Annotated in this window: 12 protein-coding genes and 1 pseudogene; 4 read left to right on the top strand and 9 right to left on the bottom strand. The window is 57.2% G+C overall.

Annotated features, from left to right (window positions below):
* Positions 1 to 49: 49 nt before the first annotated feature.
* Positions 50 to 331: pseudogene (locus FVF58_RS12045) on the top strand (transposase domain-containing protein); the annotation flags it as partial.
* 245 nt (positions 332 to 576) lie between these two features.
* Complete coding sequence (locus FVF58_RS12040) at positions 577 to 1,704, top strand: J domain-containing protein (RefSeq protein WP_149670125.1); 1,128 nt, start codon at positions 577 to 579, stop codon at positions 1,702 to 1,704.
* Positions 1,705 to 1,940: 236 nt separating this feature from the next.
* Here the strand turns inward: FVF58_RS12040 and FVF58_RS12035 are convergent, their stop codons facing one another.
* The 3 genes from FVF58_RS12035 to FVF58_RS52655 all read right to left on the bottom strand — a co-directional run bounded on the left by FVF58_RS12035 (position 1,941) and on the right by FVF58_RS52655 (position 4,064).
* Positions 1,941 to 2,633: an alpha/beta hydrolase family protein gene (locus tag FVF58_RS12035; protein ID WP_149670124.1), complete on the bottom strand. Its 693-nt coding sequence runs from the start codon at positions 2,631 to 2,633 to the stop codon at positions 1,941 to 1,943.
* 454 nt (positions 2,634 to 3,087) lie between these two features.
* On the bottom strand, positions 3,088 to 3,579 hold the full coding sequence (locus tag FVF58_RS12030; protein WP_149670123.1) for a low affinity iron permease family protein: 492 nt from the start codon (positions 3,577 to 3,579) through the stop codon (positions 3,088 to 3,090).
* A complete protein-coding gene (locus tag FVF58_RS52655) occupies positions 3,576 to 4,064 on the bottom strand; it encodes a hypothetical protein (RefSeq protein WP_246217028.1) in 489 nt (162 codons plus the stop codon). The genes FVF58_RS12030 and FVF58_RS52655 overlap by 4 nt, the downstream gene beginning before the upstream one ends.
* On the opposite strand from FVF58_RS52655, the gene FVF58_RS54715 reads away from it, so the two are divergent.
* On the top strand, positions 4,033 to 4,122 hold the full coding sequence (locus FVF58_RS54715; RefSeq protein ID WP_408368196.1) for a tail fiber assembly protein: 90 nt from the start codon (positions 4,033 to 4,035) through the stop codon (positions 4,120 to 4,122). The two genes, FVF58_RS52655 and FVF58_RS54715, sit on opposite strands and share 32 nt — an antisense overlap.
* 97 nt (positions 4,123 to 4,219) lie before the next feature.
* On the opposite strand, the gene FVF58_RS12020 is transcribed toward FVF58_RS54715, so the two are convergent.
* From FVF58_RS12020 to FVF58_RS12010, 3 genes are all read right to left on the bottom strand, one after another.
* On the bottom strand, positions 4,220 to 5,485 hold the full coding sequence (locus FVF58_RS12020; protein WP_246217034.1) for an ABC transporter substrate-binding protein: 1,266 nt from the start codon (positions 5,483 to 5,485) through the stop codon (positions 4,220 to 4,222).
* A gap of 1,557 nt (positions 5,486 to 7,042) precedes the next feature.
* On the bottom strand, positions 7,043 to 7,948 hold the full coding sequence (locus FVF58_RS12015; protein WP_149670120.1) for a hypothetical protein: 906 nt from the start codon (positions 7,946 to 7,948) through the stop codon (positions 7,043 to 7,045).
* Positions 7,949 to 8,007: 59 nt separating this feature from the next.
* Positions 8,008 to 8,319: a hypothetical protein gene (locus FVF58_RS12010; protein WP_149670119.1), complete on the bottom strand. Its 312-nt coding sequence runs from the start codon at positions 8,317 to 8,319 to the stop codon at positions 8,008 to 8,010.
* 94 nt (positions 8,320 to 8,413) lie between these two features.
* Between FVF58_RS12010 and FVF58_RS12005 the strand changes: the two genes are divergently transcribed.
* Positions 8,414 to 9,187: a hypothetical protein gene (locus FVF58_RS12005; protein WP_149670118.1), complete on the top strand. Its 774-nt coding sequence runs from the start codon at positions 8,414 to 8,416 to the stop codon at positions 9,185 to 9,187.
* A gap of 970 nt (positions 9,188 to 10,157) precedes the next feature.
* On the opposite strand, the gene FVF58_RS12000 is transcribed toward FVF58_RS12005, so the two are convergent.
* The 3 genes from FVF58_RS12000 to FVF58_RS11990 all read right to left on the bottom strand — a co-directional run bounded on the left by FVF58_RS12000 (position 10,158) and on the right by FVF58_RS11990 (position 12,800).
* The gene (locus FVF58_RS12000) at positions 10,158 to 11,252 is read right to left on the bottom strand and encodes a phosphoserine transaminase (RefSeq protein ID WP_149670171.1); all 1,095 of its coding nucleotides are present in this window, start codon (positions 11,250 to 11,252) and stop codon (positions 10,158 to 10,160) included.
* Between the two features lie 29 nt (positions 11,253 to 11,281).
* Positions 11,282 to 12,520 carry an ATP-grasp domain-containing protein gene (locus FVF58_RS11995; protein WP_149670117.1) on the bottom strand — a complete coding sequence of 413 codons (1,239 nt, stop codon included), beginning with the start codon at positions 12,518 to 12,520 and terminating at the stop codon, positions 11,282 to 11,284.
* 82 nt (positions 12,521 to 12,602) lie between these two features.
* On the bottom strand, positions 12,603 to 12,800 hold the full coding sequence (locus FVF58_RS11990) for a hypothetical protein (protein ID WP_149670116.1): 198 nt from the start codon (positions 12,798 to 12,800) through the stop codon (positions 12,603 to 12,605).
* Positions 12,801 to 12,861: the final 61 nt, after the last annotated feature.

Raw genomic sequence — 12,861 nt, 5'->3', positions numbered from 1 at the left:
CCAACCGTTGTGTGCGTGGATTCATGACGCGGCATAATCGGGGAGTCGGCATAACGTCATCGAGCGAGACATCAGGCCATTCTGTACAGGCCGATCCTCATGGCTGTTCGCTGACACGGTTGCTGGCGCGAAAGCAAGCGCGATGGTGTACAGCCTGATGCTGACGTGCCGCGCCTGCGGCGTCGAGCCATACGCGTACCTGCTGCATGTGCTGACCGAATTGCCGCAGCGCGTTGCCGACGCGGACGTCAGCGATCTCTTGCCGTTCAACTTCAACCCGCAGAAACCCCTGCGGGACGCGAAGCCGCAGGATTCGACGAACACGCCCTGATACAAGAAAGTGCACTGCTCAAGACCCTGCGCGTGCCCCCTGCATGCTTCGGACGTCGTCGTTGCGACAACTTCGCGGTGCGTCCACGCTTACCCCTGTGAAGTCGTCATCGCCGCTCGCGTCGCAGATGTCGGCGCGTAATAGCGCGACAGGGTGTGGGTTTGTTTGCAGTGGGAGCAGGTCCGGGAGCCTGGTTAAAATATCGCCTTGCGTCGCTTCGCGCAGTAATCGGAGAAAACCATCCCATGACCAGGACGAACCGCAGGTCCGTGAGCATCGCCCCGGCCCACAACAGGGCCAGTCTGTCGAAAGGCCAGAAGGCATTCAACACACTCATCCGACAGATTGAAAAGCGGCGTCACCATCTCGGTGCGTGGGAGGTGGTCGGGCCAGTCTTCCAGAAAAAATATACCGACGAGTTCCTTCCACTCGAGAAGATCTGCACGGATTTGCAGGTAAAGATGGTTCATTGCCTTGAGCAGGCATTCGACCAGAAAGGATTGACGAAATCCGAACGCCGCACGATCTCGGAGCTGATTACCGGCCTGGCGGGCGATCTAATCGAAGAGCAGGACGATGCGCAACTGAAAGCCATTTACAACCGGCATAGTCAATCCGACTTCGACAGCGAAGCAGCGGCCGAACTTGAGGACATGAAGTCTGTGCTGGAGGCGATGCTCGGTGCGGAACTGGGCGACGATATCGACATGAGCTCACCGGAAGATCTGTTGCAGCGGGCGCACGAGAAAATGGAAGAGCAACAGGCGCGGGAAGCTGCCGAAAATCGGGCGCGAGAGGAGCGCCGTGCCAAACGGAAAAAGTCGGCCAAGCAGCTCGCCGCGCAGGCGCGGCAGGAGCAGGAGCAGGCACAGCTAAGCCAGTCCATCCGCGAGGTCTATCGCAAACTTGCCAGTGCCCTTCATCCCGATCGTGAACCGGATCCCCAGGAGCGCCAGCGCAAGACCGCGCTGATGCAGCGGGCCAACCAGGCTTATGGCAACAACAATCTGCTGCAGCTGCTGGAATTGCAGCTCGAACTTGAACACATCGATCAGAGCGCGATCAACAATATCGGCGAAGACCGGCTGAAGCACTATAACGTGATCCTGAAGGAGCAACTCGGTGAACTGGATCAGGAAATCCTGCATGTCGAAGCGCGATTCAGGCATGCCTATGGAATTCCACCATTCATCGACATCTCTCCTGACTCCGTCGTACGCAATCTCGCCGGTGACATCGCAGGAATTCAGCAAAGCGTACGCGACTTGAAACAAGACCTGCTGGTGTTCGAAGAGATCAGGACACTCAAGAGCTGGCTGAAGAGTGTCAAACATCAGAATGCAACGCTTCACTTCGGCGAAATGCCGTTCTGAGCGATTTCGAAGTTCGTGCCCCGAAAATCTCGAGTGTGCTGAAATTCGCGCTTACAGTGGATCTGACAAATTCACTCACTCGGCACTGGGAACACGTCGCTGACGCGACAGGTGTCGCTTATCGTGGCTATGCCAGCGACCAACTCCGGATAGCAAAGGGATTGAGCGGGCGAGTGCAGCACGGCGAATTCGCCGGCTCGCCGTCCCGACTCTGCTACAAGCATTCCTACGCTTGCTCAGGTAACGGGCACGAACTCTCCTTCGGCGAAGAACCACGCCGACATCGTCCGTGCCAGTTCGAGCACAACCTCCGCGTCGGTCCGGCCGGAGGACGCGCGCACGTGGAACGAATGATCTGCGTCGTCCACCACATGCAGCGTGGCGCGTGACCCCAGCGTCCCGACGACCGACCTCAGCAGGTGAAGCTCGGCCAGCTTGTCGCGCGTGCCCTGCAGGAAGAGAATCGGCACCGTGACGTGCGCCAGGTGCCGTGCCCGCTCCACGCCGGGCGCGCCCGCCGGGTGCAGCGGGAACGCGACGAAAGCGAGGCCACGCACGCCGTCCAGCGGGGAGATGGCTTGGGCCTGGGACGTCATGCGGCCGCCGAACGACCTACCGCCCGCGAAGAGCGGCAGGGCAGGCAACCGCCGGCGGGCCTCTGCGACGGCTGCCTGCACGGCAGCATGTGCCACGGCCGGCGAGTCCACCCGCTTGGAGCCCCGCTCCATGTACGGAAACTGGTAGCGCAATGTGGCGACATTTGCCGCCGCAAGCGCGTCGGCCAATGACGACATGCCGGCGTGCTGCATGCCCGCCCCGGCACCGTGCGCGAAGACATACAGGGCTCGCGCGTCCTCCGGCGCTCGGAGGAGCGCAGAGACCTTGGTGCCGTCGGGGAGTGCCAGGGAAAGCGATTCTGGGTCGTCCATCGTATTCAGGTCGTGTCGTTGTGGCCTTTGGGCCGATTCTGCATCAATGAGGCATCGGGGAGCGTTTGGGGCGGCCTCCGGCAGGGCATTGCGAAAGCGGAGTTTGCCGGCCGATCCACGGAGCGCGCGCCCATCGTGAACGGCGCCGCAGTCGCGATGTGCCGGTTGACGACCGCAAGCCCGATCTGTGGGCCGCAAGGTGATCCGCGCTTTGAGACATCTGCGTAATAGCACGCCTGCATCATTGTCAGCGAGCTGTTACGACACTGCAATCAGCGTCAAAGGAAGTTCTCGAAGGGCAGTTCATTTATCTGGCCCTCAGGAAGAGCATGTCCGGCTGCAGAAAGTTCTGGGTTCGGCCACTTTCGGTCATTCGCTTGCCGCCTAGAAAAGCGCCGGCCAAGATGTTGACGCTCATCGAGCGGATGCGCGCCGCAGTCGGACAGCGCGTTTGCTAGCCGCGTAGCGGCGCGGTCCCCGGCTTGCCATCGCGATTCTCATCGCCTTGCCGGTCGTCATCATTGTCATCGTGGTTGTCGACGAACGGCGAATCGGTGTCGCTGCCGCCTGCACGCAGCGCGGTCCGCGCTTCTTCCGCCAGTTTTTCGTAGTGTTTTCGGAAACGGCTCAGGTCTTTTTCCTCGAGTTCTTCGAGATCGAGCAGCGCGTTATGCGCACCTTCCATTGCGCGGATCAGCTCGTCGAGCTTGATCTGCATCGCCGCCGTGTCGCGGTTCTGCGTGTTCTGGATCAGGAAGACCATCAGGAACGTGACGATCGTGGTCGACGTGTTGATCACGAGTTGCCATGTGTCGCTGTAGTGAAAGAACGGGCCGGTGGTCGCCCACACGATCACAAGGGCGACGGCCATCACAAAGGTGGCGGGCCTACCGGTCATCGTGGAAAGGTAGCTCGCGAATTTCGAAAACCACTTGCTGCTCATCATGATCTCCGGTAGTCGGGTCCCCGCCTATGCGCGGCGCGGTAAAGGTGATCGATCAACGACCGCAGGGTATCACCCTGATGTTCCTTGAACAAAGCCACAAAATCATTGGGCGAAGCCTTCAAGAGTGCGGCTTGCAACCTGTCGTCCCAGCGGCCCTCCTCAAGAAGCAATGTCGCCGCGACCTCCAAGTCGAGCGGACCTTCTTCCTTTGTCACCATTTCCGCAAAACGCTCCCTGAGCGTTTCGTCATCGATATCCTTGTTCCATGGGGAATCGTCGATCCTGAAGAGGTCGGCGCGGCCCGCATTGAGCTCCACGTACTTCTCGATTGCTGCATCGGCATTTGCGCTAAAACCGAGTTCGCGAAGCAGCTTTACCGTGCCGTTCAGACTCAAAGGCGACGCGCGCACGAATTCGGATGCATGGAAGGTATATCGGCAGGCATTGCGCGACGTGCCGCAACAGGCGGGCTTTCCGATGAACATCGAATGGCCTGATCTTCCCGGCGACACAGACGCTCAGGACACTCTCTGTATCCTTTGAAGGCAACTGCGTGACGTCTCGATGATGCAATGACCACGCGTCTCGTCTCGCACAAAACGCGTGGCCTGAATTATGGCGGTAGGTGAAGCATTCCAGACTACTTTTGGTAGCCCGCCTGGCGCACGGCGCGATCTGCTGTCGCCTGACCAGCCTGCAGTGCCTGGTCAACGCTTAGCTGACCTGCGAGGGCACCAGCTATCTGTTGCCCTATGATCGCCCCAAACGACTGGAATTCCGGAATTCCTACGTATTGGATACCGGTGTACGGCACCTTTTCCAACGTTGCATCGTTTGGATTGGCGGTCTGGATTGCATTCAGCACAAACTCGCTGAACGGGGCAGCCTGTTTGTATTCAGGTCGTGCGTAGGTCGACGACCGCGTGCCCGGCGGCAGTGAAGCCCAACCAAGGTCATTGCCGACCATGGTGATGTATTCTTTGGAAGTCGCCCATACAATGAATTGCTTGGCAGCATCCTGCGATTTCGAAGATTTTGGAACTGCCAGCGACCACGACCAGAGCCAGTGCGAACCCTTCGGTGTGATCTGAGTCGGAGCTGCCGCGAAGCCCACTTTGTCTGCCACGGCAGATTCCCTCTTGTTATAAAGGATACCAGCCGCGGCAGTCGCGTCTACCCATATTGCACACTTACCGCTCATCATGAGCGTCAGATTCTCATTGAAGCCGTTTGAACTGGCGCCTTCCGGGCCGTCCTTCTTCAATAAATCCACGTAGAACGTGATGGCGCGTTTCCATTCCGGAGAATCAATTTGCGCGTTCCACTTCTCATCAAAATATCGTCCACCGTACGTGTTCACCAAGGTGGAGACAATGGTCATGTTCTCGCCCCAACCGGCCTTGCCACGCAGACAGATACCGTAGACTCCTTGGGCCCTGTCAGTAAGTTTGTCGGCAAACTCACTGATCTGACTGTATGTAGGATGACTTGGCATCGTCAAACCCTTGGCAGCGAACAGATCCTTCCGGTAGAAGGTCATCGAGCTTTCGGCATTGAACGGCAAGGCGAATAGCGTTCCATCGGAAGACAGTCCGTCGCGAACCGTTTCGAGCACGTCATTGAGATCGTAGCTTGCGGGTAGCCCTGTCATTGGAACCAGCCATCCGCGCTTGCCCCAGAGCGGAACTTCATATGTCCCGATGGCTAATACGTCGAATTGCCCACCGTTCGTCATGATATCAGTCGTCAATCGCTGTCTAAGCACATTTTCCTCAAGAATGACCCACTTCAACTGGATATCAGGGTTCGCCTCCTCGAACGCCAAGGAGAGCTTTTTCATTTCGACAAGACCGATGTTATTTGGCACGGCGATCGTTACGGTGGTTGCGTAGGCCAAATTGCCCATGGCGAACCCAAGTGCCGCAACAACAGGCACGGCAAGACGGCGCCACAAGGTATCGCGGTGCGACGCAACTGCATTAGACAGATGAATCATTTGCGTCTCCTAGACATCGTTGGTCGCGTGGCCGAGCGCGTCGCGGTCGGCCGAGATCGCCCCCTTACAGCCGTTCGCGCGATAGCGACGACCGCCCGTTTTCAGGTCAATATGAGCCCGTTCTCAGAACTCGTATCGATGCGCCGACCTCTCCCGATCGAGTTCCACCCGGAACGGAACGTCGAGGTTCTCGATAGCGGGGGTTCGAACTCTTGCTTTTCGACCTATCGAGACCGGCCACGGGCCCAGTGCTTCACACGTTATCGATTCGAGCCGAACCGCCCAAAGGCAGAACGCATCGGTACGTAACGGGCGCCGCGCTATGTTCCGAAGATGTACAGACTCGCCAACCCGAATTCTTCTAGCAGTGATTTACCGGCCGGGAGCATACCGAAACGCAAGACCTCCACCTCGCCACTTTAATGTTAGGTGCGATCGCCAAGTGATAGCTATCGGTGACGACTCGCACCGCGAGGCGATCCACTTCGGGCACTGGGTTGTTCAGTGGTTCCGCGCGCGCAGACTTTATATTCCCAAGCGTACCGGCGAGGAGAGAACTGAACATCGCCGGCCCACATGTACACAAAATATCGCGCCGAGAAACCCGCGACTCCTCAGAATCTGGGACACGGCTGCCTCCTGTCGGAACCAAAGCGTACGGTTGTTTGTTCGGCGCCAACGCTCTGCGCCGACCCGACGCCCGTTGGCGGCCTTTGCATGACCGTCGCCGGACTCCGATGGAGAACATGAAAGCGGCTTCCCCTACACGAGTGGTCCAACAATACTAGCGTGTTGGCACTCAGGTGATTGCTGCACCGTGACAACTAGCGCAGGTCAATTCAGCTGGATGGTACGATCCAGCCTCGACATCGCCGATGCTGCGGCGCACAGGCGAGATGCCGCTCGTCCCGCTAAATAGTTACGTGGTAGACATTGAGCATGCACATCGACGTTCGCTGCAATGGCCACTTTGGGGAAACTTGAGTGACGGCTGTGGGTCGTTCAGCGACGGTCGCGGACGGGGCCGCGTCCTGGCAGAAAAGTGTCGGCCGTACGGCTTGTTTCGCTAACCGTACCAATAGTTTTCATTTACCCGGCGCAGATTTCACTTTTTGTGGGCATTCGACAGGACATGACTCGAGCCACGGCACAATTTTCACTGGTGAAAATCAGCTACTGCATCCGATGTCGCTCCGCAGCTCGCCAAAGCGTGCACCACAATTCGCTCGGTCGGCCAAATGTCGTGTCGCCTCCCCAGCTCATCGATGCTTTCGGGTGATACCCACATCGAGGGTATAGATGCACGTCGCGATTTTCACTAGTGAAAATCGCGAGGGTACGCCCACATAGACGACGCGAAGTCCTCGTTCGCGATCAAGATACCTCCGTTTGATATCCGGCCACCCAAACGTCGCGTCTGTCACGGTTGTTCTCAACACAGATTTCTGAGCAGACCCAAATCAAGACTCACGATTTGACGCACGATGCGTCTCTTTTTTGAGCACTTGCCGATATAAGAGCTGCCCTCACCGCATCCATGTTCTTTCGACCTACGTCGCGCGCGGTGGGTCTTGGAACAGATTCCGCATGTGAGTCTGCTCTCCCTCTCCTCTCACGAATCGCTGGCGCAAGCTCCGGAACAAAATTACCCGATGCAGCCAGGTTGACTAGCTCGCCTACCCACGCTCGGACGCTACCGATTGGCTTACGTCTTGTGCCACTCCGAACCGATTCAAGCGCTCCAGCCAGCTCGTCCAAAATCGTTTGCGCGACTTCACCATCAATCCCGGACAACAACTGCAACAACATTTTTCGATGTGGCTCGATCGTGACATCGAAAAACAGCGGCGTTGGCGTTGTGTTCTTAGTTTCCTTGTTGTTCTTGTTGTGGTTGTGGTTGTAGTTGGCTTGCCCTTCGGAAGGGGTTGTCGACACCCTACTAAGTCCCTCATAAGTCCCTTCCACGGAGTCTTTGTCATGCAATGCACCCGCTTCCCATCTAGTCACGTCGATTTCGGGCAATAAGCTATGAACCGCGGCCTCCGGCACGCCGATATCTAACGATGCCTGCACCCAATGTTCCCGAAGCTGACTTGGAAGACCTGCGAGTTCCTTCGCGGCCGCCTTCGCCACGTTTCCGGAGAAAGTCGCCTCCCAACTGTTGTGACGAAACCATGTTCGGACGAGGATGTAGTCGTCAACACATACGGCGATCCGACGATCCTGGAGACGCTGGACGACGTTCATGAATTCCTCTTGTGACAAGCCCATCTCTGCGGCTGCAATTCGACTTACCACACGGTAGCAACCGATAGTGTTGGTGAATGGACTCGTGAGTAAATAGAACTCTCCATATCGCTCGCTGATAGTCAAGTCACACGAGTCCGCTGAGCGCCACGTTTGCTCTGGCGATATCGGTCGGTAGCGGGCCATCAGCGTTTCGCCTCTTCGATCGTATGGCGGGGACGCCCGATTCGTACATCTGCTTTTCCAATTGGCCCCTGTTTCCCCATACCGTGTCGATCAGCTGCAGCGCTATCCAGCCAGCCGCGAATGTCTTCGACGAACCAACATGCGCGCCGCTTTGCAGGGAAAGCAGTTGGCGGCAGTTCGCCGCGATACGCCATTTGAGTAACCGCACCCACAGTGGTCGCAAGCAACGCCGCCAATTCGTCGCGATTGATAATCGCCTGTGGTGCCATACGTGCAAAAGCTTGACGAAATTCGTTATCAGTCTTCGCCATTCGAAATCTCCAATCACTTGTAGTTAGTACGTTTAACAGAATATGATTCGATCTATCGGCACGCGAGGGCCAGTTTTTGATGTCGGAGGAAAAGATGGCGAACGACAAGCCGAACCAAGGGCGCAGACTAAGACTTGCGCTTTCTCGCTTCTCAGCAATGCTCGTTCAGGAAGCTAGACATATCGGCCAGATTAGCTCCTACCGGGAGTTGGACGAAGCGCTCGGGCTTCCTGATGGGCAGTCGCTTCGATATTCCCGATACCCGATTGACGCGAAGACTCGGGCACCGCAAGCAGCGTGGATACAGGAACTCGAGAATAGAGTGGCAAAATTTTTGAAACGCAAAGCGCACAGGGTTGTCGTAGAAAATAACCGGACAATGGAGGAAATGGGTGCGCCGAGCGATCTACTGAATCTTCGTGAATTTTCTGCCGTTGATTTTCAACTGGGCTACGAAGGCGATTGGCCTACATACCGGCGATTGATAACATCGGAACCTGATCTGATCGAGATGTACTTTTGGCAGTGGGGAGTTCTATGGGATCGGGGCTTGCCTGGACTCTCGCGAAAAGAATGGGGCGTACCTAGCGATATGACAATCGAGCCGTTTATCGACGCTCTAACCTCCGACAAGATACGAGATCGAGCACGGGTCGACGCAATGTTAGGCGAATGTTACCGATGGGGTGAGGCACCGAACATTGATCCGTCTGAAATTTTTTTGGAATGGAATTTCGCAAAGACAAAGAACTATGTCCAGCAGGTTGGTGGAGACGTAGCGCTGTTTTGGACTCAGGCCACTCGCGGGACGGCCCGAACGATGCCTCAACCGATCAGCTACGACGAGTTCTTGCCGGAATCGACCTAAGCCGGACGATTTCCCTCTCCTTCCTCACTGCTGCCCGCCTAGATCGGATGCGTGACGGTACGATGTCTACGGGCGACCATGCACAACCGACTGTGGTCACCTCCATGCCGGAAGGAGTCGTCCTTGATAGCTCAAATTCGATTGCTTCACTTCCTCCGCGGATGCGCTGCGCCGAAGAACCTAGACGAGTCATCGGCCGTGTTATGCCCATTTTTTGGGCTGACGACTAGCTTTGACGACAATGGAATGTGGGGCACAGGGACACTGTGCGCCTTTTAATGTCACGAGAACCCTTGATTCGCCCGCAGACGTGGCAGTAGACCCTGTTCACCCCGAGTTTCACTCTAGTGCAGATACTACGAGCGTCAACGGCGGGTTCCATTTGTGCCGGAAATCTGCCGGAATTGCCTAGTTATGACCAGTTGTCACACGAGCTCAGGCGTTGCGAAATTCCTTGTTAAATCAAGTGACATGCAATAACCTGCAAGGCGCTTGGTTTGACTCTTAATCCGTAGGTCGAGTGTTCGAGTCACTCACGCCCCACCAAGCATTCCGAAGCCCGGTTAGCGAAAGCTGATCGGGCTTTTTGCTTTTGAAGGCCGTCCAAACACCACGTAGGCAATCCCAGGATTTGCGAGATCAAAACGCACAATTGGAACAAAGGCAAAAAGAGCTGACGCCAGCTTGCTACGATGGAACGACCGGCAGTGGAAAGTCCAGGTATGTTCCGAAGCTAGTCGAGATTCGAGCGTTCGTGGGCCAAATCCAGATACGCAGGCGTTTTAAGGCACTGTGTGCGGCGTTCGCAATAACTCCACCATCGCCGTCTGCCGCAAATGCGGCGCAAGAATCAGCCGCCTGCCACCCGTCATTGCCCTTCGTCGGCAGCCTCGTAGGCTCAAGGTAGCAGGCGACGATCATTCTTCCCTCGGATCGCCCTGCAGGTCAGCGTGAGAACAGCCCTTGCTGCTCAAACCCTTTGCAGACTGAATTCCGTCAGTGCGTCCGCCAGAATATTCACGGCCTGCTCGGTAACAGCGTTGTAAAGAGACGCCCGCAGACCGCCAATTGAACGGTGTCCTTCGAGTCCAACGATGCCCCGCTCACGAGCCGCCACGATAAACTCATCGTCGAGCCGCGCATCGCCGAATGTAAAAGCCACGTTCATCTGCGAGCGCCAGCGACGGTCCGCGTGAATGGTCACGCCCCCCTCCAATGCGTCCAGCGTGTCGTACAGCCGCTGCGCCTTTCTTTCATTGATGCTTTGCATCGCGTGCAGACCGCCGACATCGAAGCGCAGCCAGCGCGTAATCAAAGTCAGCACATAGATCGCGAACACGGGCGGCGTGTTGTAGTTGGAACCATGTGATACGTGGGTGCGAAAATCGAGGATCGCCGGCAAACCGTCGGGGATCCGCTCAAGAAGCGAACGCTTGATTACCGCCACCGTTACCCCAGCCGGACCAAGGTTCTTCTGCGCATGCGCATAGATCATCGAATATGCGTCTGGCCGGATGGGCTTCGACAGAAAATCGGACGACATATCCGCAATCAGCGGCACCTGCGTAGCCTCTTCGCAATTCGGAAACTGCAAACCTTCCACGGTCTCGTTCGACACGTAGTGCAAATAGGCAGCGGAGCTGGAAATGTCCAGTTCATTGAGAGCGGGCAATTGGCGGTAGGCAGTCGCGTGGCCGTCCCACGCAACTTTTCTCTTCGTCACCTTGGCCGCCTCCGATGTCGCTCTGCCGCTCCAGTAGCCTGACGTCACATATTCGGGCGGCGCGAATCCTTCCCCGGCAAAGTTCATCGGTACCATCGCGAACTGCAGACTACTGCCTCCCTGCTGGAAGGTAATGGCGTAGTCGTCGGAAATGCCAAGCAGAGCACGCAAATTCAATTCGGCCTCGTCCAATATCGAACGGAACCAGTCTGAACGATGGCTCATGCCGAGTATGGAGATGCCAGTTTCCGGCAAAGCGTCGATCGCGACGCGCGTCTGCTCCAACACCGTTTCGGGGAGCGCTCCGGGACCACCGGAGAAATTCAGTGCATTGGACTTCACTATGCCTCCAAGGCCAGCCGTTGGATTAATCATGCGTTCGCAGCCGCGCGGCGCAGCATTTCATGGAAGGCGTCAGCGACCCGCCGAATTTGAGGAACTTTGTAGGGAAACATGTTCGGGTCGTCCATGTCGTGCACGACCATGCCCGTCGCGATCTCGAATATGAGTAGTCGGCCGTCGCTCGTTTCGGCGCAATCGAATCCCACGTAGTCGAGACCGGTCAATTCGGCGACGTTGTGAAGCGCCTCGCGGTGACGCACCGCAAATTCGGCGTCAAAGCCCGCCATCAGGCGCGCTTCTTCCTCTCTCCGATCGGGATGGGCCAACATTTCCGCATAAGGGTAGTGAACCATCCAATCTTTCGAGATGCCCATATGACACACGAACGGCTTTCCCTCGATCATCACGATCCGGTATTTGCGAAACAGGCCGTCGGCGCTGCTGTAGTCGATGAAGGGCGCCATGTAGTATTCCGTCGCAACCGACTCAGCGAGGTAACGGGCGAGCTCCTGTTTATCAGCCACTTTTGCCAACCCTTGTCCGGCGTGCGACCCTATCGGCCGGATGATGAACGGATAGTTTCCGTCCAGCACATCAGATAGATTGCACGCGCCCGAAGCCGCTTCGTTGACCTGCGCGCGGGACAGCCGCACCGTATGGGCCATACAGATACCGGGGGCAGCGCCCAGCAGCGCATAGGCGGCGTCGCGCATCGTCTTCGCAACGTGTTCAGCCCGGTTCAGCACGCGGCAGCTCGTCCCGCTGGTCAGTGACGTAATCTGGGCAAGAACACCAACGGTTTCATCCGACGCACATGCCGCCACGAAAATGACGTCGTGCTCGGGCAACCGGGCGTCTTCCAGAGGCCGCGCATCGGCATACAGGACTTCTATCTGCAGGTCGGCGTTTTCGAGCAGGCATTCAAAAGGCGTGTTCGCCATCAGATCGCCCGGAGCCTTGAGTACCAGCACCTTCAAGGGAGACTGGGTCGTCTGGGCACTCTTCAACCGATAACGCCTGGTCATCTGAAACGCTTGCTCCTGGACCGCGAGAGCGGCCGCCTTCTGGTATTTCATCTCCAGTACCAGCGACAAGTCGAGCAGAGCGTAGGGATCGTCATGCTGCTTCACGTGCTCAAGCAGCAGTTCGCCCAACTGCGTCAGATCGTTCCCAGCGGTCGCTTCACGCAGCAGCGTAGCCAGTCCCAGTGGCTGATGCATCCATGGATGGCCGGCATCACCCGTTAATTGAGTTCGAACAGTATTCATGAATGGCGCGTTTCAGTGGAGTGAAGCCCCCGGGCGCGAAAGAACGCGCTTGCCGGGTTAGTTTTAGTGAAGTCCATCCAGGTCAGTCACGGTATCCGTGAGCCGGGACGCGGGCACCCGCCGGCCTTTCGCCGACGTAACCGACCTCTTCGTCGAACCATCCTTGTGGCATCGGCTCGCCCGTCGTTGCTTCACGCACCGCGGGAATTGCAGCAGCGCTCAACGTGTTGACTACGAGGGACAACCTGGCCGAGCTGCCGCGTCGATTTGCAACTGACATGTATCTTTTCCTTCGATAAAAACAGCAGGCTTTTCGTCATTCACGACATGTCCGGCAAGCT

It is taken from the genome of Paraburkholderia panacisoli (assembly GCF_008369935.1).
In the GTDB taxonomy this organism is placed as follows: domain Bacteria; phylum Pseudomonadota; class Gammaproteobacteria; order Burkholderiales; family Burkholderiaceae; genus Paraburkholderia; species Paraburkholderia panacisoli.
This window is presented reverse-complemented; position numbering and strand designations above follow the sequence as displayed.

Excerpts from the sequence above, each read along its gene's own strand:
- FVF58_RS12040 (WP_149670125.1), top strand. The coding sequence starts at position 577 with ATGACCAGGACGAACCGCAGGTCCGTGAGCATCGCCCCGGCCCACAAC.
- FVF58_RS12035 (WP_149670124.1), bottom strand. The coding sequence starts at position 2,633 with ATGGACGACCCAGAATCGCTTTCCCTGGCACTCCCCGACGGCACCAAG.
- FVF58_RS12030 (WP_149670123.1), bottom strand. The coding sequence starts at position 3,579 with ATGATGAGCAGCAAGTGGTTTTCGAAATTCGCGAGCTACCTTTCCACG.
- FVF58_RS52655 (WP_246217028.1), bottom strand. The coding sequence starts at position 4,064 with ATGTTCATCGGAAAGCCCGCCTGTTGCGGCACGTCGCGCAATGCCTGC.
- FVF58_RS12020 (WP_246217034.1), bottom strand. The coding sequence starts at position 5,485 with ATGGGCAATTTGGCCTACGCAACCACCGTAACGATCGCCGTGCCAAAT.
- FVF58_RS12010 (WP_149670119.1), bottom strand. The coding sequence starts at position 8,319 with ATGGCGAAGACTGATAACGAATTTCGTCAAGCTTTTGCACGTATGGCA.
- FVF58_RS12005 (WP_149670118.1), top strand. The coding sequence starts at position 8,414 with ATGGCGAACGACAAGCCGAACCAAGGGCGCAGACTAAGACTTGCGCTT.
- FVF58_RS11995 (WP_149670117.1), bottom strand. The coding sequence starts at position 12,520 with ATGAATACTGTTCGAACTCAATTAACGGGTGATGCCGGCCATCCATGG.
- FVF58_RS11990 (WP_149670116.1), bottom strand. The coding sequence starts at position 12,800 with ATGTCAGTTGCAAATCGACGCGGCAGCTCGGCCAGGTTGTCCCTCGTA.